This window comes from Paenarthrobacter sp. NPDC090517 (assembly GCF_044769165.1).
Classification (GTDB): domain Bacteria; phylum Actinomycetota; class Actinomycetes; order Actinomycetales; family Micrococcaceae; genus Arthrobacter.
In genome coordinates this window covers 212,345-232,793 of record NZ_JBIVXN010000003.1, presented here as the reverse complement: position 1 = coordinate 232,793, position 20,449 = coordinate 212,345, and the positions used below count along the sequence as shown (strand labels likewise).

Genomic DNA, 20,449 nt, shown 5'->3' with positions numbered 1-20,449 from the left:
TGGTGGTTAGAGGCCGATATCGGCGGATTGCAGGAGCGCGACGGCGTCCGGCTGGCCTTCGAAGGTGACGAGGGCCTGGCTGGTGCGGCCATGCGCGTGCATAAGCAGTTCGCCGGGCTCGCCAACTATCGCCACGGACACGGGGGCGCGCTTGGCAACGTGGCGGGGGCCGGTGGGTCGTACAAGCACGATGCCCAGATCAACGCCGCGGTACAGGAACGCGGCACGCTTGATGAGTTCGTCCCAAAGTGCGTCCGAATAGGCTTCGTCCAAGGCCCGGGGCGCCCAGCGGTCGCCGGCTCGACGAATGTCCTCGGTGTGCACGAAGTACTCAATGAGGTTTGACGTCTCATCCAGCGCCTTGATCTTCAAGGGGGAAAGGGCCGGCGGACCTGCACGGAACGTCTTGATGAGGTCCGCGTAGGCGTCCGAACTCTTCAATTTGGCAGCAAGTTTGGAGGTGGCTTTTTCGGATGCCTTACCCAGGCTGGGGATCAGGAGCCCCAAACCCACGGCGATCTTCCGTTCGCGGAGGTACAAGTGCGCGGCAAGATCCCGGGTCAACCACCCTTCGCAGAGCGTGGGGGAGTCAGGCCCGGCCGCCAGCAGGGTTTCGGCCAGTACTTCTCGGGAAGGATCGACGAAATGCATCACTTGTGAAACTAGCACGATCGGAGCACTCTTGCGCACTGGAACCGCCGCAGAATCCGGCTCGCGCCGAAGGCACTAGACTTGATCTGATGTCAGAGCAGTCCGCCCCCAGCCCAACTCCTGCCGCGGAGCTTTCCAGCGACCCCGCGAGCCCTTTGCCGCAGGAGATCGCCAGCGCCCTCAAAAGGGATTCCTCAGGCCTTGTTGCGGCCATAGTGCAGCAGCACGATACCAACGAGGTCCTCATGCTCGGCTGGATGGATGACGAGGCACTCAACCGAACCATGACGTCCGGCAGGGTCACGTTCTACTCCCGCTCCCGCCAGGAATACTGGCGCAAGGGTGACACCTCCGGACACGTACAGTTCGTGAAGTCTGTCGCCCTTGACTGCGACGGCGATGCCCTCTTGATCCGCGTGGATCAAATCGGCGCCGCCTGCCACACCGGAACCCGGACCTGCTTTGATGGTCGCGACTTCACTGTTGTTACGGGCCACCGGGAATAGGCACCCACCACTTTCCACTGACGCACCACCTCAGACAATAAGGCGGAGAACATAGCCATGCAGGACCTTGGAATCATCAGCCCGGGCCTGGAAGAGTTCCGCGAACTCGCCGTCCACAGCCGTGTCATCCCTGTCCGACTCAAGGTTTTGGCCGACGCCGAGACCCCCATCGGCCTCTACCGGAAACTTGCCAAGGGACAGCCGGGAACCTTCCTCCTGGAATCCGCAGCGGTTGGCGGCGCCTGGTCCCGCTATTCCTTCATTGGTTCCAAATCCCGGGCAACGCTGACCACCAAGGACGGGGAAGCACACTGGATCGGTGAGCCGCCCGTCGGCGTGCCGGTTTCAGGCAACCCGGTGGAAGCCGTTCGCGACACCATTGCTGCGCTGCAGACTGACCGCTTCGACGGCCTGCCGCCGTTCACCTCCGGCTTGGTCGGCTTCCTTGGTTGGGAAGCCGTGCGTCACTGGGAGCGCCTGACTTCCCCGCCCGAGGACGACCTCCAGCTGCCGGAGATGGCACTGAACCTGGTCACCGACATGGCGGTGCACGACAATGTGGACGGTACCGTCCTCCTGATCGCCAATGCCATCAACTTTGATGACAGTTCCGAGCGTGTGGATGACGCCTGGCACGACGCCGTAGCCCGGGTGAAGGGGTTGTTGGACCAGATCAGCACTCCCGTTGCCCAGCCGGTTTCCGTGCTGGAAACTGCAGCCTTGGACTTCGCCTCCAGCGTGCAGGAACGCTGGGATGAAGCCAAGTATTTGGAGGCCATAGATCGCGGCAAGGAAGCCATTGTTGACGGGGAGGTTTTCCAGGTAGTGATTTCCCGGCGCTTCGAAATGGAGTGCGCCGCTGACCCCCTGGATGTCTACCGAGTCCTGCGAAATACCAACCCCAGCCCTTACATGTATCTCTTTAGCCTGGAGGATGCAGACGGCCGCGAGTACTCGATCGTTGGTTCATCACCGGAAGCCCTGGTGACGGTGACCGGTGAGGAAGTCATCACCCACCCGATCGCCGGTTCACGCCCCCGCGGTAAGACTGTTGAAGCCGATAAGGCCCTGGCTACTGAACTGCTGGCCGATCAGAAAGAGCGCGCTGAGCACCTGATGCTGGTTGATCTTTCGCGCAACGACCTCTCAAAGGTGTGTGTAGCCGGAACGGTTGACGTCACGCAGTTCATGGAAGTGGAGCGGTTCAGTCACATCATGCACCTCGTGTCCACTGTGGTTGGCGAGCTAGCCCCCCATGCCAAGGCCTACGACGTCCTGAAAGCGACCTTCCCGGCCGGTACGTTGTCCGGAGCGCCCAAGCCCAGGGCGCTGAGGCTCCTTGACGAACTCGAACCCCACCGGCGCGGTATCTATGGTGGCGTGGTTGGTTACCTGGACTTCGCCGGCGACATGGATATGGCCATTGCAATTCGCTCAGCCCTTCTCCGTGAAGGCCGCGCCTACGTGCAGGCCGGCGGTGGCATCGTGGCTGATTCCCATAAGCCTTCCGAGGCGTTGGAGACGGTGAACAAGGCTGCGGCACCTCTACGGGCAGTTCACACCGCCGGGTCGCTGCAGAATATCGCGGCGGACGCCGTAGGGAATGCGGAAAAATCCGACGACGGGACGCCCGCCTCATGAGTACAGCAGCATCAGCGCCTTCCGTGAGGCAGTCGCCGCGGTGGGCGCGGAAGTCTACGGTGGTCCTTGCCACCACCATCCTTGCATTGGCCGTATTCGGAGCCACCACGCAGACCTGGATCGAGGTGCGCCTGGACCCCGCCGGTGCTTCGAACAGCGACCTCCATGTCCAAGGAAGCAAGGCGGCCACAGCGGTCACGGCGCTGGCCGTCGTAGCCTTGGCCGGCGGCTTGGCTGCATCCATTGCCGGCAAGATTGCCCGCTGGATCATCGCAGTCCTTATCGCGTTGTCTGCTGCGGGAATCATCCTCGCGGCAGTGACCGTGATACTGGATCCACTCGGCGCCGCACAGGGATCAATCGCTGCGGCCACGGGAGTATCGGGCGGGCAGGCCGATGCAGTGATCACGGCCTTCCCGGTCCTCGCGATCGTTGCCGGCTCCCTCTTGGCTGTGTGCGCCATTGCCTTGCCGCTGGCGGGGCGCTACTGGACCTCGCGGACCAAGTATGACGCCGGGGCGCGGGGCAAGAAGAGCGCCAACGAACCGGTGGACGAGATTGACAGTTGGGACAGCCTCTCGCGCGGTGAGGACCCGACGTAGGCACTCATAGAGGACTTTGGACCGCTATGGCGCAACAAAGCCGACACCGGCTGTCCTGACGTCAGGCGATGTCCCGGCCGTCGCCAATAAATGGCAGAATGTAAGCAGTATTCATCCTGAGGAGATTTCACATGAGCAAAACCACAGTGTCCAACAACCAAGCGGAATCCACCATGGCCAGCCACGCTGACGCCATCGGCCACGGAAACAGCCCGGCTGCCTGGACGTGCGTACTTGTGATGCTGGTCGGTGCCCTGATTTCCTCCATCGCGTTCGTCATCGCCAGCACCCCGATCTTCGTTGGCGGACTTGTTGTCATGGTTATCGGCCTGATCGTGGGCTTCGTCATGCGTAAGGCAGGCTACGGAGTTGGCGGCAGCAAGCTGCAGAACAACGGCCACTAATCGTGACCGTTCTTGATGACATCATTGTTGGAGTCAAGGAGGACATGGAGGCCCGCCGAGGCCTCGTGTCCCTGGCGGAGCTGAAGGAGCGCGCCGCAAGCGCTGCTCCCGCTCGTGATGCGTGGGCGGCCCTGGGTGGCCCGTCTTCCATCCGCAACGACCTCAAAGTCATCGCCGAAATCAAGCGCCGCAGCCCCTCCAAGGGTGACCTCGCCTCCATCGCCGATCCCGCGTCGCTCGCTGTGCAGTATTCGGACGGCGGAGCTTCCGTCATCAGCGTCCTTACCGAGCAGCGCCGGTTCGGCGGCTCGCTGGCGGACCTCGATGCGGTGCGCGCCGCCGTCGAAACGCCGCTGTTGCGCAAGGACTTCACCGTTGATGAGTACCAGATTTGGGAGGCCCGTGCCCACGGAGCCGACCTCATCCTGCTCATCGTCGCGGCATTGTCCGACTCGGAGCTTGCCGACTTCAGCGCGCTGAGCCACGAGCTCGGGATGAACGTGCTGGTGGAAACGCACACCGAGGAAGAGATCGAGCGCGCAGTTGCGGCGCAGGCCAGGATCATCGGCATCAATGTCCGCAACCTCAAAACGCTCGACGTCGATCGCTCCGTTTTCGGATCGTTGGCCGGTTTGATTCCGGCTGAGTCCGTGATCGTAGCGGAATCCGGCGTCAGGGGTCCCGAGGATGTCGCGCATTATGCCGCGGCTGGTGCCAACGCCATCCTGGTGGGGGAGGCGCTGGTCAGCGACTCCACACCGCGCGAACGCATTACTGAATTCAAGGCAGCTGGAGCTGCCGCCATCGCCGTCAGGAACTGAGGCAGTAACTGAATCACGGCGAATAGTTGCAAGGCAGCCCGGGCAGAAGCCTGCGGCTGCCTTGTGGCACGTGGAACTACCCAATGAACTAACTGGAACAGGACGGTGAGACTGATGGTCGACGCGCCAACAGCCGGCTCAGAAGAGAATGCGGCGGACGCATTCCTCCAAGGTGGCCCTTCGCTGCGGAACGCATCGGGGCCCTACTTTGGCAGCTATGGCGGACGCTGGATGCCCGAGTCGCTCATCGCCGCCCTTGACGAAGTCCAGGACACTTTTGAAAAGGCCAAAGCTGATCCCGATTTCATCGCGCAGCTGAAGGACCTCAACAAGAACTACTCCGGCAGGCCTTCCCTGCTGACCGAAGCCAAGCGCTTCTCGGAGCACGCCGGGGGAGCACGTATTTTCCTCAAGCGCGAGGACCTCAACCACACTGGCTCCCACAAAATCAACAACGTCCTGGGCCAGGCACTCCTGGCGAAGCGCATGGGCAAGACCCGCGTTATCGCTGAGACGGGTGCCGGTCAGCACGGCGTTGCGAGTGCCACGGCCGCAGCCCTGTTGGGCCTCGAGTGCGTGGTGTACATGGGTGCTGAGGACTGCCGGCGGCAGGCCTTGAACGTGGCCCGCATGCAGCTGCTCGGCGCTACGGTGGTTCCGGTGACCAATGGTTCCCAGACGCTCAAGGACGCCATCAACGATGCCCTTCGGGATTGGGTCTCCAACGTGGAGCACACCCACTACCTTCTGGGCACTGCAGCTGGTGCGCACCCGTTCCCTGCGATGGTCCGCTACTTCCACGAAGTCATTGGTGAAGAAGCACGCAGCCAGATCCTGGAGCAAACGGGCAAGCTTCCGGACGCCATCGCCGCGTGTATCGGCGGTGGCTCGAACGCTATCGGTTTGTTCCATGCCTTCCTCGATGACGCGTCCGTGAAGATTTACGGCTTTGAAGCCGGCGGCGAAGGGGTAGAGACGGGCCGCCACGCTGCAGCCATCTCCCTGGGCCGTCCAGGCGTACTCCACGGGGCCCGTTCGTACCTCATGCAGGACGAAGACGGGCAGACGATCGAATCCCACTCCATTTCGGCCGGCTTGGATTACCCGAGCGTCGGACCGGAGCACTCGTACCTGGCCGACATCGGGCGTGTGACCTACGAGGCCGTGACCGACACCGAGGCCATGGATGCGTTCAGCCTGCTGTGCCGGACTGAAGGCATTATCCCCGCCATTGAGTCCTCCCACGCCCTGGCCGGTGCCATTAGGATCGGCAAGCGGCTCACCGAAGGCAAGGACACGCCGTCGGAAGTGACGGTGATCGTCAACCTGTCCGGACGTGGTGACAAGGACGTGGAAACTGCCGCTGCCTGGTTCAACATGTTGGATGAGGAAGGGCACGTCAAGGGCACTACGCTGTCCACCCGCAAGCCCAAAGGACCGGCCGAGCGCACGTCCGAAGCAGCCGTGGACGTCAACGAGGACCAGAACTGATGACTGAAGAATTCGCCAGCAAATCCGCCGTCGCCATTGATCGTGCCAAAGCGGAAGGACGCGCTGCCCTGGTGGGCTACCTTCCCGCGGGCTACCCCACGGTCCAGGAGAGCATTGAGGCCGGCATAGCCTTGGCACGCAACGGTGCCGACCTCATCGAAATCGGGATTCCGTACTCGGATCCCGTGATGGACGGACCGGTCATCCAGGCCGCTACCACAGAAGCGATCTCCAACGGCTTCCGCGTTGCCAATGTCTTTGACGTGGTTGCCGGCATTACGGCAGCTACTGATGCGGCAGTTTTGGTCATGACCTACTGGAACCCTGTCATGCGCATGGGCGTCGACGAGTTTGCCCGAAGGCTGGCCGAAGCCGGGGGAGCAGGGCTCATCACGCCGGACCTGGTACCTGATGAAGCCCATGAGTGGTTCGAAGCCTCCGACAAGTACGGCTTGGATCGGGTGTTCCTCGTGGCACCCTCGTCCACTCCGGAGCGACTGGACATGACAGTCAAGGCGAGCCGTGGTTTCGTCTACGCCGTCTCCATCATGGGTGTTACCGGAACACGCACCTCCGTCAGCAGCAGCGCTGAAGATGTGGTGGCCCGTGCCCATGCAGCCGGTGCCGAGCGCGTTTGCGTCGGTTTGGGCGTCTCCAACCCGGATCATGTCCGGGAAATCGCTGCCTACGCGGACGGCGTGATCGTCGGCACTGCTCTGGTCGCAGCCCTCCGCGATGGCGGCGTGGACGCCGTCGGACAACTCACCAAGAACCTCAGCGCCGGCTTGGGCCGCGCAGCTGCAGAAGCCTAGGAAAAGGAAACAGCGAAGCGAATGCAGACCGTCCTCCACGCTGCGGCAATGGTCCCCTTGAGTATCCCGAGCCCGTCGTGGTCCGGTTTCGACATTCCGCTACCGTGGGGGACGCTGCGCATCCACGCTTACGCCCTCTGCATCCTGGCGGGCATCATCGTTGGTTTGTGGCTGACCTCCACCCGTTGGAAGCGCCGAGGGGCGCCGGAAGGCAGCCTCTGGGACATCGCCATCTGGGCTATTCCCTTCGGCATCATCGGCGGCCGCCTCTACCACGTGTTCTCTTCGCCGGATGCGTACTTCGGCCCGGGTTTTGACGGCACTGGGGACCTTTCCCTGATCCCGCAGATCCAGCGTGGTGGTTTGGGCATTTGGGGTGCCGTGATCCTTGGTGCAGTAGGTGCGTGGATCGGCTGCAGGCGGGCAGGCGTCAAGTTGACCGCTTTCCTCGACGCCGCTGCTCCCGGACTGTTGCTGGCGCAGGCCATTGGCCGTTTGGGGAACTGGTTCAACCAGGAACTCTTCGGTGCGCCCACCACCTTGCCCTGGGGACTCGAAATCGATCCCGCCAATGCGAATTTCCCGCCGGATATGGCTGCCGGTACGCTCTTCCACCCGACGTTCCTTTACGAAATGTTGTGGAACCTCGTTGGGGTGGCCATCCTGCTGCTCCTGGACAAGAAGTTCAACTTCCGTTGGGGCCGGCTCTTCTGGCTGTACGCCGTGTACTACACCTTGGGCCGTGTGTGGATTGAAGCGCTGCGCATTGATGATGCTGAACAAATCAGCCTCTTCGGCATCACTACCAGACTCAATGTCTGGACCAGCATCTTCGTCTTTATTGCAGCGCTGGCCATCTTCTTTATCCTTGGCAGGCGGGGCCGTCCGGTACCGGACACCCCTTATTTGCCGGGCCGGGAACCGGAAAAGAACGCGGATAAAGACGCCGCTGCGGTGACCAGCGTCACCAGTCATGATGTGGACGCATCTGTCTCAGATACTGGTTCGCGTGGTAATCTCCCAGATAACCAAAGCGATCCGGGCCACGTTGACGAGCCGCAGGAATCAGCAGGGGACAGGGATAAGGACAGCATGTCCGGTACCGGTTCCACATCTGCTGCTACTGCCGCAAGGAAGGCCCCCGGATCCACGCCGAAGGCAGACGACACCAAGTAGTCGCGTTCGGTAAAGGGGCAACAGAGTCACCGCTCGTAGGGCCCAGTCCACAGCGTCGTGGCACCCCGGAAACCGGATCGCAGCATACCGATGTTCACTGGTCAAGCCGGGGCCAGAGGTCTGCGTAACTGTTCGTTGCGCTGGATCGGCTGGCCTACAATTCCAATTACTAGCGCTTTGTTGTGCCCGTCACAGGGCAGGCAAGGTGGGGCCAACGTTGTCCCTTCCATACGCACGATTCCGAGGAAGGACGTCTCCCATGACCCATCTTCATAACCCCGGTTGGTCCGAAAATATCGAACCTCAGGGTGCCATGTCTCCATTCAAGCGCTTTGCCGCGCTCCCGGAGGCTCAGGGTCTTTACAACCCTGACAAGGAGAAGGACGCCTGCGGCCTGGCTATTATTGCCACGCTCCGCGGGGAACCGGGATACGACATCGTGGAAGCGGCACTGACCGCCCTCCGCAATCTCGAACACCGCGGCGCTGTGGGCGCCGACGAAGGTACCGGCGACGGTGCGGGCCTGCTCATGCAGGTTCCGGACGAGTTCTTCCGGGCCGTCACCGAATTCGAACTGCCTGCCCCGGGCCAATACGTGGTGGGCACTGCCTTCCTCCCCGCTGAGTCCCGCGAAGCAGAGACCGCAAAGGCCGGCATTGAAGCACTCGCAGCTGACGAGGGCCTGACGGTCCTCGGCTGGCGTGAGGTTCCCGTGGTTGCCGACCTCGTAGGTGCCATGGCACGGGCATGTATGCCGTACTTCTCGCAGCCGTTCTTTGCTTCCGCCACCGGTGAGCAGCTTGAGCACAACGAGTTGGACTCCCGCGCCTGGCGTATACGCAAGCGTGCCCAGAATAAGTTCGGCGTGTACTTCCCGTCCCTGTCCTCGCGCACCATTGTGTACAAGGGCATGTTGACCACGGCACAGCTCGAGCCGTTCTACCCGGACCTTTCGGACAAGCGCTTCAAGACGAAACTCGCAATCGTCCACTCGCGCTTCTCCACCAACACGTTCCCGTCATGGCCGTTGGCGCAGCCTTTCCGCACCATCGCCCACAATGGTGAGATCAATACGGTCAAGGGCAACCGCAACTGGATGCGCGCCCGCCAGTCCCAACTGGCCAGCCCGCTGCTCGGCTCCGTCCCCGAAGAGCTGTACCCGATCTGCACCCCTGGTGCCTCGGACTCCGCTTCCTTCGACGAGGTAGCCGAGCTCCTCTGGCTGTCCGGCCGCCCCATCACGCACTCCATCATGATGATGATCCCGGAAGCGTGGGAAAACCACGCCACCATGGATCCCGCCCGCCGTGCGTTTTACGAGTACCACTCACTGCTCATGGAGCCGTGGGATGGCCCGGCCGCTGTCTCCTTTACCGACGGCAACCTCGTCGGCGCCACGTTGGACCGCAATGGCCTGCGCCCGGGACGCTACTGGATCACCGAAGACGGCCTCATCATCTTCGCCTCCGAAGTTGGCGTGATCGAGGTAGAGCCTTCCAACGTGGTCAAGAAGGGCCGCGTTGCCCCAGGCAAGATGTTCCTGGTGGACACCGAGGCCGGACGCATCATCGACGACGCCGAGGTTAAGGCCGAGGTCGCCGCAGCAAACCCCTGGGCCGAGTGGCTCAAGGACAACCTGATCGACATCAACGAGCTCCCCGAGCGCGAGCACGTTGTTCACACCGCTGCGTCGGTGAATATCCGCCAGCGGACCTTTGGCTACACCACCGAAGAGCTGAAGATCCTGCTCGGACCAATGTCCCGCACCGGCGCTGAGCCCTTGGGTGCCATGGGTTCGGACACTCCGGTGGCCGTGCTCTCCAAGCGTCCGCGCTTGTTGTTCGATTACTTCGTGCAGTCCTTCGCGCAGGTCACCAACCCGCCGCTGGATGCCATCCGCGAAGAGTTGGTCACCTCGCTGAAGTGCGCCATCGGCCCCAACGGCAACCTCTTGGACGGGAAGCAGGTCCGCCAGCCGCAGATCTCCCTGCCGTTCCCCGTGATCAACAACGATCAGCTTGCCAAGATCGCGAACATCGAAAGCCCCGACGGCGACCGCATCGCCATGAAGGTCCGTGGTCTTTACCGCCCCGAGGGTGGAGAAGCGGCACTTCGTGCCCGCCTGACAGAGATCTGCGAGCAGGTCTCCGGCGCAATCAACCGTGGCGTGCAGTACGTTGTGCTGTCCGACCGTGACTCGAACGCGCAGTGGGCTCCGATTCCTTCGCTTCTGCTGGTCAGCGCAGTCCATCACCACCTGCTCCGCAGCGCCAACCGAACCAAGACCGCGCTTGTGGTGGAGGCCGGCGACGTCCGGGAGACGCACCACGTGGCAGTCCTCATCGGTTACGGTGCTTCTGCCGTCAACCCGTACCTGGCCATGGAGTCGGTGGAACAGCTGATCTCCAACGGCGACGTTGTGGGTGTAACCCCGGAAGACGGTGTCTACAACCTCATCAAGGGCCTCGGCAAGGGTGTCCTGAAGATCATGTCCAAGATGGGCATCTCCACTGTTGCTTCCTACACGGGCGCCCAGACTTTCGAAGCACTGGGCTTGTCCCAGGAGCTCGTGGACGAATTCTTCTCCGGCACGCACTCCCAGCTGGGCGGCGTCGGCCTGGACGTCATTGCCGCGGAAGTTTCGGCACGCCACCAGATGGCGTACCCGGAAGGTGGCATTGAGCACCCGCACCAGCCGCTGCTCGGTGGCGGCGAATATCAGTGGCGCCGTGACGGCGAACCGCACCTCTTCAACCCGGAGACGGTTTTCCGCCTGCAGCACGCCACCCGCGAACGCCGTTACGACATCTTCAAGTCCTACACCAAGGGCATTGACGATCAGTCCGAGAACCTGATGACCCTCCGCGGGCTCCTTAAGTTCAAGGACGGAGTCCGTCCGGCTGTTCCGCTCGAGGAAGTGGAGCCTGTCTCCAGCATCGTGAAGCGTTTCTCCACGGGTGCAATGAGCTACGGCTCCATCTCGAAGGAAGCCCACGAGACCCTGGCAATTGCCATGAACCGTTTGGGCGCCAAGTCCAACACCGGTGAAGGTGGCGAGGATGTTGATCGCCTGCTGGACCCGGAGCGCCGCTCTGCCATCAAGCAGATCGCTTCCGGCCGCTTCGGCGTCACCAGCCTGTACCTGACCAACGCCGATGACATCCAGATCAAGATGGCGCAGGGTGCCAAGCCTGGCGAAGGTGGCCAGCTGATGGCCCAGAAGGTTTACCCCTGGGTAGCCCGGACGCGTCATTCCACCCCCGGCGTCGGACTCATTTCCCCGCCCCCGCACCACGACATCTACTCGATCGAAGACCTCGCGCAGCTCATCTACGATGCCAAGCGCGCCAACCCTTCGGCACGTGTGCACGTGAAGCTGGTTTCGGAAGTCGGGATCGGCACGGTGGCGTCCGGCGTCACCAAGGCCAAGGCCGACGTCGTGCTTGTTTCAGGTCACGACGGCGGTACCGGCGCCTCGCCGCTGAACTCGCTCAAGCACGCGGGTGTGCCCTGGGAACTTGGGCTTGCCGAGACCCAGCAGACCCTCATGCTCAACGGTCTCCGCGACCGCGTGGTGGTTCAGGTTGACGGCCAGCTCAAGACTGGACGCGACGTTGTCATTGCTGCCCTGCTGGGTGGCGAGGAATACGGCTTTGCGACCGCTCCGCTGGTGGTCTCCGGCTGCATCATGATGCGCGTCTGCCACTTGGACACCTGCCCTGTTGGTGTTGCGACGCAGAACCCCGAGCTTCGCTCCAGGTTCAACGGCAAGCCCGAGTTCGTGGTCAACTTCTTCGAGTTCCTGGCAGAAGAAGTCCGCGAAATCCTGGCCGAGCTCGGATTCCGCAGCCTGGAAGAGGCAATCGGCCACGCCGAAGTTCTGGACACCCGCGAAGCGATCAACCACTGGAAGGCCGAAGGCCTGGACCTCGATCCCATCCTGCATGGGCTTGAGTTCGACGACGACGTGCCGCTGCGCAACATGACCGGCCAGAACCACGAGCTGGACAAGCACTTTGACCAGCGGCTGATCACCATGGCTCAGGAAGCACTCAGCGACCGCATGCCCGTCAAGATCACCCTGGACGTCATCAACACGGACCGTTCCGTGGGTACGATGCTCGGCCACGTGGTGACCAAGACGTTCAGCACCGATGTGCTGGCGACCGATACGATCGATGTGACGCTGAACGGTACTGCTGGCCAGTCCCTCGGGGCTTTCCTGCCTGCCGGTATCACGCTGCGCATGTTCGGTGACTCCAACGACTACGTCGGCAAGGGCCTCTCCGGTGGACGCATCATCGTTCGACCGGACCGCACCAACGTGTTCCAGGCGGAGCGCAATGTCATTGCCGGCAACGTGATCGGTTATGGCGCCACCAGCGGTGAAATGTTCCTGCGTGGCCAGGTTGGTGAACGCTTCCTGGTCCGTAACTCCGGTGCGACCGCCGTCGTCGAAGGTATTGGCGATCACGGTTGCGAGTACATGACCGGTGGCCAGACACTGATCATCGGCCGGACAGGCCGCAACTTCGGTGCCGGCATGTCCGGCGGTACGGCCTATGTACTGGACCTGCAGCCTGAGCGCGTCAACAAGATGGCCCTCGATACCGGTGAACTCCAGCTCCTGGAGCTCGACGCCGAGGACCGCGACATTGTCCACGGCCTGCTCACTAAGCACGTTGAGGAAACCGAATCCGTCCTGGCCGGCCGTCTGCTCGAGAACTTCGACGACACCGCCGCCCGCATCACCAAAGTACTGCCGCGCGACTACGCCGCAGTCCTGCAAACCCGTCTCGACGCCATCGAAGAGGGCCTTGACCCTGATGGCGAAGAAGTATGGTCTCGAATCCTGGAGGTAACCGGTGGCTGATCCACGCGGATTTCTGAAAGTCCGGCAGCGCGAGACGCAGCCACGCCGTCCCGTTCCCGTCCGCATCATGGACTGGAAAGAAGTGTACGAAGCCCAGGAAAAGGGCGTCCTGAAGAGCCAGGCCGGACGCTGCATGGACTGCGGCGTACCGTTCTGCCACCAGGGCTGCCCGCTGGGTAACCTCATTCCTGAGTGGAACGACCTCGTGTGGCGGGACAAGGGTGAAGAAGCTATTGAGCGTCTTCACGCCACGAACAACTTCCCGGAGTTCACGGGCCGTCTGTGTCCTGCACCCTGCGAAGCGTCCTGCGTGCTGGGGATCAACCAGCCTGCCGTGACCATCAAGCAGGTTGAGGTTTCGATCATCGACCAGGCCTTCGACAACGACTGGGTCCAGCCCCTTCCTCCCACACGCCTCACCGGCAAGACGGTGGCTGTGGTTGGTTCCGGTCCCGCCGGCTTGGCCGTGGCACAGCAGCTGACCCGAGTGGGCCACACTGTTGCCGTGTACGAGCGCGACGACAAGATCGGCGGCCTGCTCCGCTACGGCATCCCCGACTTCAAGATGGAGAAGGAACAGGTTGACCGCCGCCTGGAGCAGATGAAGGCCGAAGGCACGCGCTTCCGGACCGGCGTCGCTGTGGGTACCGACGTCACCTGGGAACAGCTGCGACGCCGTTACGACGCCGTTGTTGTCGCCACCGGTGCCACCGTCCCGCGCGACCTGCCCATCCCCGGCCGTGACCTCGAGGGTGTCCACTTCGCCATGGATTACCTTGTTCCGTCCAACCGCAAGGTGGCGGGGGAGAACCCTGAGAACCACATCGATGCGCGCGGCAAGCACGTTGTCATCCTTGGTGGTGGCGATACCGGTGCTGACTGCATCGGCACCGCCCACCGTCACCAGGCTGCCTCGGTGACCACGCTCGCGATCGGCAAGCAGCCGCCCGCCGAACGCGCCACCCACCAGCCGTGGCCGACGTTCCCCACCCTTTTCGAGGTCGCCAGCGCCCACGAAGAAGGCGGCGAGCGGACGTACCTTGCATCAACCGTTGAGTTCGTTGGAGAAAACGGCAAGCTCACCGGCGTCAAAGTTGCTGAAACCGAGTTCGTGGACGGCAAACGCCTGCCCAAGGCCGGTACAGAACGAATCATTCCAGCTGACCTTGTGTTCTTGAGCCTGGGCTTTACCGGTGCTGAGCCGGCAGGTATCACGGAGCAGGTCAGTGCAGAATTCGACGGTCGGGGCAACGTTGCCCGCGACGGCTACTACATGACGAACACCGAGGGAGTGTTTGTTGCCGGTGATGCCGGACGTGGCCAGTCACTGATTGTGTGGGCCATTGCGGAAGGCCGTGCTTGCGCGGCTGCAGTGGACAGGTTCCTGATGGGAAGCACCATCCTCCCGGCACCGGTCGCCCCCACCGACCGGGCGATAGCGGTCTTATAGCGCCGGCAGGAACACTTCTTTTACTCAATCAGCATGACTACTTAGGGTAGGTATATGAGACGCGCGAAAATTGTGGCAACTTTCGGCCCGGCTATCTCCAGCTTCGACAACACCCTCGCGGTGCTGGAGGCCGGCGTCGACGTTGCTCGCATGAATATGAGCCACGGCGACTACTCCGTGCATGACACCACCTACGAAAACGTCCGCAAGGCTGCCGCCCAGCTCGGCAAGCCCGTGGCCATCATGGCCGACCTCCAGGGACCCAAGATCCGCTTGGGTCGCTTTGTTGACGGCCCGCACGAGCTGGCCGTGGGCGACACTTTCACCATCACCACCGAAGACGTCCCGGGCACCAAGGACATCTGCTCCACCACGCTGAAGAGCCTCACCGAAGACGTCAACGTGGGCGACGCCCTGCTCATTGACGACGGCAAGGTGGCTCTGCGAGCCCTCGAGGTTGACGACGTCAAGGTTGTCACCACCGTCACGGTTGGTGGCAAGGTCTCCAACAACAAGGGCATCAACCTGCCCGGTGTTGCCGTCAACGTCCCCGCCTTGAGCGAAAAAGACGAGGACGACCTCCGTTGGGCCCTCAAGCGCGGCGCCGACCTCATTGCCCTCTCGTTCGTGCGTGATGCCTCTGACATCAAGCGCGTCCACGAGATCATGGATGAAGAAGGCCGCCGTGTTCCGGTGATCGCAAAGATCGAAAAGCCCCAGGCCGTGGAGCAGCTCCACGAAATCATCGACGCCTTCGATGCCATCATGGTGGCCCGTGGCGACCTCGGTGTCGAACTGCCGCTCGAAGAGGTGCCGATCGTCCAGAAGCGCGCCATTGAACTGGCACGTCGTTGGGCCAAGCCGGTCATCGTGGCAACCCAGGTCCTGGAATCCATGATCGACAACCCGCGTCCGACGCGCGCCGAGGCTTCCGACTGCGCCAACGCAGTCCTCGACGGCGCCGATGCAGTCATGCTCTCCGGCGAAACCTCTGTGGGCCAGTACCCCATCGAAACCGTCAAGGTCATGGCCCGGATCATCGAGTCCACCGAAGTCCACGGCCTTGAGCGCGTCCCCCCGCTGGGAACCAAGCCCAAGACCCGTGGTGGCGCCATCACCCGTGCCGCCGTCGAGATCGCCGACCAGCTGGACGCCAAGTACATCTGTACTTTCACCCAGTCCGGCGACTCTGCACGACGCCTCTCGCGCCTGCGTCCGGTCAAGCCGGTCTTCGCGTTCACGCCGGTTGAGCACGTCTGGAACCAGCTGGCCCTCACCTGGGGCATCCAGCCGGTGCTGGTTCCCTCCGTGGGCCACACCGACGAGATGACTGCACAGGTGGACAAGAGCCTGCTGGAAATGGATCTCGTGGACGAAGGCGACCTTGTTGTCATCGCTGCCGGTTCCCCTCCAGGACAGGCCGGTTCCACGAACTCGCTGAAGGTCCACAAGGTAGGCGACCTCGCCGACACCTCCAAGACCGACGACGGTTCACGCAAGGAACCCGTTGGCCCGTGGCCTGAAAAGAAGTCCAAGGCCAAGAGCTAAGTTCTTCGCTTTCTTTGGTGCGGGCCCCGCCTTTTGGCGGGGCCCGCATTTTTTGTTTTGTCTTTGGCTTGTAAGGGCTTACGACGGCGGCCGCCCACCTCGCGTGAGGTGAGCGGCCGCCGTCGTGTGTTGCTTTGGGTTAGTTGACCTGGTTGATGATGGTTTCGGCAACCTCACGCATGCTGAGGCGACGGTCCATGGAGGTCTTCTGGATCCAGCGGAACGCTTCCGGCTCCGTGAGGCCCATCTTGGTGGTCAGGAGGCTCTTGGCGCGCTCTACAAGCTTGCGCGTGGCGAACTGCTCCTGGAGGTCGGAAACCTCGTTCTCGAGCGCCTTGATCTCCTCATGGCGGGAAAGGGCGATCTCGATGGCGGGGATCAGGTCTGCGGGGGAGAACGGCTTGACGACGTACGCCATGGCGCCGGCGTCGCGTGCGCGCTCCACCAGTTCCTTCTGGCTGAAAGCGGTCAGCAGCACAACAGGGGCAATGCGTGCCTTGACGATCTTCTCAGCCGCCGAAATGCCGTCCATGACGGGCATCTTCACATCCATGAGGACAAGGTCAGGCTTGAGCTCCTCGGCCAGCTGTACGGCCTTCTCGCCGTTGTCTGCCTCGCCGACGACGTCGTACCCCTCGCCCTTCAAAATCTCGATAATGTCCAGGCGGATGAGGGTCTCATCCTCGGCTACGACAACGCGTCGGGCCGGCTGGGCTGTGGACGTGGACTCCGTCTGTTCGGTCACGGGATCTCCTTGAAAAGGTTCGGCGGGTTCATGTCCATCTTAGTGTGGACTCTTTGATGGCTGGTTTTTGTTGCATCAGCGCGCCCGGTTCTTTGAATCAGCCTATCTGCATGTAGAGTAGTTTCGCGTGCTGGGAAAGGATCGCGTTGCTCACAGAAATGAGAGCAGTCAGCGAGATTTAACTTCCCGGTAATCCGCGCCCGAGTGGCGGAATTGGCAGACGCGCTGCACTCAAAATGCAGTATCGAAAGGTGTGTGGGTTCGAGTCCCACCTCGGGCACGGCATACCCCCTCGTCAGAGGGGGTTTTTGCTTTAACGTATGTACATTCTGTTGGGTCAGGTCCCTCTGACACTGGCCGCGGGGGGTGCCTGGCGCCGCGGATCGTCTGTTTGTTTGTGGGGGAGCGGGGTCAGGGTCGTGGCTGGCGGGCACTCCGCGCGCTCTGTACTGGGGCTATGCGTTCCTCTCTTGGGTTCGTTCGGTAGGTCTTTTTTGGCCTACACCACTTCATGGGTAGGGCGACTGAGCACAACATGACTTTGAGAACTTGCGTCGAAGATCCTGGGTTCGGCTCGTTCCCTTAAGTGAGGAAGCTGGCCAGGCTGATGCTTTGTCAGGCCAAAGCCAGCAGTAGACGAACCTGGGAGACCCGGGTGCCGGATACTGGTTGTAGGCACCAGTCACCAGGCAGCCGCCGTAGCCCTGAGGTGAAGCTAAATCTGAAAGGCGCGGAGCCTGCGTTCCGTGCCTTTCAGATCACGGGAATCCATACTCCTGCCCGGGGGGGAGGATGGCGCTACGGTTCGCCGGGCAGTTCGGCCCCAAGAATGATGCGGGACAACAGCACGGCCTTGTCCGCCATAGCTTCGAGTTCCACATCGTTATAGTGGTTTGGAGCCCAGCGTGTGGCTCCTTCCAGGAGGGTCACCACAATCCGGACCTTTTCTTCGGGATGTGGGTGGCCCATGTCCCGGGCGGCAGCTGCGTACATGTTTTCGTGGAGTGCAACCCAGTCATCCACCTGGGCCCGCAGGTCTGCGGGAAGGATCGAGGCCATCCTGTCGGTTGCCACGAGCAGGTCCCACAGATTGCTTTCGGGAAGCCTGACCTGTCTGGTGAAATGCAGCCTCACCATGGCGTCCCAGAAGTCATCTGCTGATTCCGCGTGATCAACGGCCTCGAGAAGAGCCGTGCCGAAACGGTGAAAGTGCCAGCGCAGTGATTCCGCGACGATTTCGTCCCTGCCGTTGGGGAAATGCGAGTAGAGGCTCGGCGGTTTGATGTTGACGGCGTTGGCGATGGTCCGCATGGAGACGGAGCTGAACCCGTTGGCGATGGCCAGTTCCAGAAATGCCTCGAGTATGTGGCGTCTTGAAGCCCCTTGGCCGGCCCAATCCCATTCTTCCAAGCGGTGGGCGAAGGTGTCGCGGGCGGCCTTGTAGGAGGAACTGCTCATGCTTTGACCCTAACAGTCGTGGGGGTCGACCCTTCGGAATTGGTCCATCGCCGTGGCACATTAAACATGGTCCAACTTTACGCAAACTCTTGGCTAACGACCATTAGTTAGCTACTCTGAAAGTGGCGCAAGCCAGCACAGGCTGGTCCCGTCACTATCAGTGCCTTAACAGGGAGGAACGGATCATGTTTAGCGAAGATTCGAACCGGGGGGCCAAAGGAAGCAGCATGACCTTTGGCAGTGGGCTTTCTGGCATGATCGCCGCCTATATCAGCGCGCGCGCTGTGGAAGACGATGCGGCTCACAACGACAACTGGCACGCGCAACAGGCTTTCCGCCCTAAGAGTCGAGGCCGGGCGCGCAAGTGGCATAACTCCCGCCGTCGCGGTGGTACCGCCGTCGTTTCCTGAATACCTGGCTCCAGCAGAAAGAACCAATTGACATGTCCTCTGCAGAAGTACTTTCCCCTTGGGTGCCGCGAGAGCCGCTGCTTCAAATCGATCGGTTACGCGAACTCTTCCTCATGCAGCCCCATGCCGACCTCAGCGGAATCCGACCCATCGTCGCGCGCTCCTGGTACAGGAGCAGGGCAGCCGGCGTTGATGCTGTGGCAGACCGAGGGTTTTTTGACGAGGGTCGCGTGGACGAACACACCATCCAGGCGGCAGGTCCACACCTGCAAAAACTGGACGAGGTCGCCGCGGACCTTGGCGGTTACGTCAACCTGACGGCGCCCAACGGTGTACTGGTCAAAGCGGACTACCTACGGGATGACGGCTTCCCGGCCGGATACTCACTCCTTGAGGAGAGCTGCGGAAGCAATGGTGAAGGTCTAGCCCTTGAAGAAGGACGGGGTGTCTGGCTCGCACCGGAAGAGCACTTCCGTGAGGACATGCGCGGTAACTGGTGTTTCGCTTCCCTCGTCCGCGACCCTTTCCACAACAGGGTTCGGGCCGTCATCGGACTGACTCTACCCGGCAATCGGGTCACCTCTTTGGAGCCATCGTCCACTTTGCTGATGCTGGAAGGGGTAGCCTCTCGGATTGAGCGCGACATCGAGGTGCGGACCTCATCAAAGGAACGTGCTCTGCTCAGCGAATACTTGAGGATCTCCCGCCGGCGCGGCAACCGGGCAGTGATTGCCCTGGACGGCAAGAACTCCCTGCTCAACGCAACGGCAACGGCGACCTTGGAGGACGGCGACGTCTCCGTCATCTCCGGGTATGCGAAAGCGGTCATGTCCTCCGGCCGCGAACTCAACTGTGAGGTCTCGCTCCAGGGGCCTGGGATCTCCACCCTGGAAGTTTCGCCCGTGACGTTATCTGCAGCCAACGTAGGGGCCATCGTGGTGGTCCGCCCACACTCACCCACGAAGGAACGTCCAACCCAACCGCATAGCGACGAGGTAGTGCCGCAGGCTGCCTTGCCGGATGCGGCAGACAGGCTGTTGAAGCATGTTGACGGGACGAGCATGGGCTTCAAGCGCACCTTGAGCCTTGCCCGCAAGGCTGTAGAGCAGGAGCGTTCCGTTGTCATCATTGGAGAGCTCGGTAGCGGTAAACGCCGGCTTGCTGGCGCAATTGCGGACATTCGCGGCCAGCACGTGGTGGTCGATGCAAGGGGTGGCTCGCTCCGGAACAACCAACTCCGGGATGTGATACACCGAGTATCCACCGAGCTGCCATCGACGTTGATCGTCGAACATGCCGACGAACTTTCACAGAGCGAGGCAGCAGAGCTCGCCCGGAACCTTCGGGGCAATGCCACCACCAAGCTTGCGTTCACCATCACTCACCCAACGGATGCCACATTGATACTGTCAGAGGCGTTCGACGTCTTGGAAATTATGGTTGAGCCGCTGCGAAACAGGCGGGAGGACATTCCCCAGCTTGCGGTGGCGATTGCAGAAGAGATGGGGGACCGAAGGTTGTCCCGACGGCTACTAACAACGCTGACGCATGCTGACTGGCCGCGAAACATCGACCAGCTCCGCGCCGTAGTGTCCAATGCCGTTGAACGCGCCAGCGGAGCGGAAGTTACCGTAGACGATCTCCCGCAAGGGTTCCACCGGGTCTTGACCAAAGGGCGGTTGTCCCGTCTGGAGGACGCCGAACTCAGCGAGCTACGAACCGCGCTGCAGGAAGCGTCGGGTAACAGGAGCCTTGCGGCAGAGACGTTGCAGATTGGCCGCTCCACCCTCTACCGCCGGATGGACTACTTCCGCAGTAGAGGCTTCGACCTATAACCCCAAAACTGCGCAGTAAGGCAGCC

General features: G+C 62.0%; 16 protein-coding genes and 1 tRNA gene. 14 read left to right on the top strand and 3 right to left on the bottom strand.

The window, feature by feature from the left end:
- Window positions 1-6: 6 nt before the first annotated feature.
- Window positions 7-651, bottom strand: a complete 645-nt coding sequence (locus ACIQTW_RS12665; protein ID WP_402937575.1) for a TIGR03085 family metal-binding protein — start codon at window positions 649-651, stop codon at window positions 7-9.
- Window positions 652-740: 89 nt separating this feature from the next.
- Between ACIQTW_RS12665 and hisI the strand changes: the two genes are divergently transcribed.
- The 11 genes from hisI (at window position 741) to pyk (ending at window position 15,975) form a co-directional block, all read left to right on the top strand.
- Entirely contained in the window at window positions 741-1,157 is a 417-nt protein-coding gene (hisI, locus tag ACIQTW_RS12660; protein ID WP_017197407.1) for a phosphoribosyl-AMP cyclohydrolase, read from the top strand.
- Window positions 1,158-1,214: 57 nt separating this feature from the next.
- The gene (locus tag ACIQTW_RS12655) at window positions 1,215-2,798 is read left to right on the top strand and encodes an anthranilate synthase component I (RefSeq protein ID WP_402937255.1); all 1,584 of its coding nucleotides are present in this window, start codon (window positions 1,215-1,217) and stop codon (window positions 2,796-2,798) included.
- Window positions 2,795-3,400 (top strand): Trp biosynthesis-associated membrane protein, encoded by a 606-nt coding sequence (locus ACIQTW_RS12650; RefSeq protein ID WP_402937253.1) that lies wholly within the window; start codon window positions 2,795-2,797, stop codon window positions 3,398-3,400. Before ACIQTW_RS12655 ends, ACIQTW_RS12650 begins: the two co-directional genes overlap by 4 nt.
- Window positions 3,401-3,531: 131 nt before the next feature.
- On the top strand, window positions 3,532-3,804 hold the full coding sequence (locus tag ACIQTW_RS12645; RefSeq protein WP_011774532.1) for an HGxxPAAW family protein: 273 nt from the start codon (window positions 3,532-3,534) through the stop codon (window positions 3,802-3,804).
- Between the two features lie 2 nt (window positions 3,805-3,806).
- Window positions 3,807-4,625: an indole-3-glycerol phosphate synthase TrpC gene (trpC, locus tag ACIQTW_RS12640; RefSeq protein WP_402937252.1), complete on the top strand. Its 819-nt coding sequence runs from the start codon at window positions 3,807-3,809 to the stop codon at window positions 4,623-4,625.
- A 114-nt stretch (window positions 4,626-4,739) separates the two neighbouring features.
- Entirely contained in the window at window positions 4,740-6,116 is a 1,377-nt protein-coding gene (gene trpB / locus ACIQTW_RS12635) for a tryptophan synthase subunit beta (RefSeq protein ID WP_402937251.1), read from the top strand.
- Complete coding sequence (gene trpA, locus ACIQTW_RS12630) at window positions 6,116-6,928, top strand: tryptophan synthase subunit alpha (protein WP_402937249.1); 813 nt, start codon at window positions 6,116-6,118, stop codon at window positions 6,926-6,928. The genes trpB and trpA overlap by 1 nt, the downstream gene beginning before the upstream one ends.
- Window positions 6,929-6,949: 21 nt before the next feature.
- Entirely contained in the window at window positions 6,950-8,104 is a 1,155-nt protein-coding gene (lgt, locus tag ACIQTW_RS12625; protein WP_402937248.1) for a prolipoprotein diacylglyceryl transferase, read from the top strand.
- A gap of 259 nt (window positions 8,105-8,363) precedes the next feature.
- On the top strand, window positions 8,364-12,977 hold the full coding sequence (gene gltB, locus ACIQTW_RS12620) for a glutamate synthase large subunit (protein WP_402937246.1): 4,614 nt from the start codon (window positions 8,364-8,366) through the stop codon (window positions 12,975-12,977).
- A complete protein-coding gene (locus ACIQTW_RS12615) occupies window positions 12,970-14,427 on the top strand; it encodes a glutamate synthase subunit beta (protein ID WP_364309467.1) in 1,458 nt (485 codons plus the stop codon). The genes gltB and ACIQTW_RS12615 overlap by 8 nt, the downstream gene beginning before the upstream one ends.
- Window positions 14,428-14,481: 54 nt before the next feature.
- Window positions 14,482-15,975 carry a pyruvate kinase gene (pyk, locus tag ACIQTW_RS12610; protein WP_402937244.1) on the top strand — a complete coding sequence of 498 codons (1,494 nt, stop codon included), beginning with the start codon at window positions 14,482-14,484 and terminating at the stop codon, window positions 15,973-15,975.
- A 139-nt stretch (window positions 15,976-16,114) separates the two neighbouring features.
- On the opposite strand, the gene ACIQTW_RS12605 is transcribed toward pyk, so the two are convergent.
- Complete coding sequence (locus tag ACIQTW_RS12605) at window positions 16,115-16,720, bottom strand: ANTAR domain-containing response regulator (protein ID WP_011774540.1); 606 nt, start codon at window positions 16,718-16,720, stop codon at window positions 16,115-16,117.
- A 198-nt stretch (window positions 16,721-16,918) separates the two neighbouring features.
- Here ACIQTW_RS12605 and ACIQTW_RS12600 point away from each other — a divergent pair.
- Window positions 16,919-17,000, top strand: a tRNA-Leu gene (locus ACIQTW_RS12600).
- Between the two features lie 518 nt (window positions 17,001-17,518).
- On the opposite strand, the gene ACIQTW_RS12595 is transcribed toward ACIQTW_RS12600, so the two are convergent.
- Window positions 17,519-18,178, bottom strand: coding sequence for a TetR/AcrR family transcriptional regulator (locus ACIQTW_RS12595; protein WP_402937242.1), 660 nt, complete (start codon window positions 18,176-18,178; stop codon window positions 17,519-17,521).
- A gap of 185 nt (window positions 18,179-18,363) precedes the next feature.
- On the opposite strand from ACIQTW_RS12595, the gene ACIQTW_RS12590 reads away from it, so the two are divergent.
- Window positions 18,364-18,588, top strand: a complete 225-nt coding sequence (locus tag ACIQTW_RS12590) for a hypothetical protein (protein ID WP_402937240.1) — start codon at window positions 18,364-18,366, stop codon at window positions 18,586-18,588.
- A 32-nt stretch (window positions 18,589-18,620) separates the two neighbouring features.
- Window positions 18,621-20,423 (top strand): sigma-54-dependent Fis family transcriptional regulator, encoded by a 1,803-nt coding sequence (locus ACIQTW_RS12585; protein ID WP_402937239.1) that lies wholly within the window; start codon window positions 18,621-18,623, stop codon window positions 20,421-20,423.
- Window positions 20,424-20,449: the final 26 nt, after the last annotated feature.

Coding starts and splice junctions, on each gene's coding strand:
- ACIQTW_RS12665 (WP_402937575.1), bottom strand. CDS start 651: ATGCATTTCGTCGATCCTTCCCGAGAAGTACTGGCCGAAACCCTGCTG.
- lgt (WP_402937248.1), top strand. CDS start 6,950: ATGCAGACCGTCCTCCACGCTGCGGCAATGGTCCCCTTGAGTATCCCG.
- hisI (WP_017197407.1), top strand. CDS start 741: ATGTCAGAGCAGTCCGCCCCCAGCCCAACTCCTGCCGCGGAGCTTTCC.
- ACIQTW_RS12655 (WP_402937255.1), top strand. CDS start 1,215: ATGCAGGACCTTGGAATCATCAGCCCGGGCCTGGAAGAGTTCCGCGAA.
- gltB (WP_402937246.1), top strand. CDS start 8,364: ATGACCCATCTTCATAACCCCGGTTGGTCCGAAAATATCGAACCTCAG.
- ACIQTW_RS12645 (WP_011774532.1), top strand. CDS start 3,532: ATGAGCAAAACCACAGTGTCCAACAACCAAGCGGAATCCACCATGGCC.
- ACIQTW_RS12585 (WP_402937239.1), top strand. CDS start 18,621: ATGTCCTCTGCAGAAGTACTTTCCCCTTGGGTGCCGCGAGAGCCGCTG.
- trpA (WP_402937249.1), top strand. CDS start 6,116: ATGACTGAAGAATTCGCCAGCAAATCCGCCGTCGCCATTGATCGTGCC.
- trpB (WP_402937251.1), top strand. CDS start 4,740: ATGGTCGACGCGCCAACAGCCGGCTCAGAAGAGAATGCGGCGGACGCA.
- ACIQTW_RS12650 (WP_402937253.1), top strand. CDS start 2,795: ATGAGTACAGCAGCATCAGCGCCTTCCGTGAGGCAGTCGCCGCGGTGG.
- ACIQTW_RS12595 (WP_402937242.1), bottom strand. CDS start 18,178: ATGAGCAGTTCCTCCTACAAGGCCGCCCGCGACACCTTCGCCCACCGC.
- pyk (WP_402937244.1), top strand. CDS start 14,482: ATGAGACGCGCGAAAATTGTGGCAACTTTCGGCCCGGCTATCTCCAGC.
- ACIQTW_RS12590 (WP_402937240.1), top strand. CDS start 18,364: ATGTTTAGCGAAGATTCGAACCGGGGGGCCAAAGGAAGCAGCATGACC.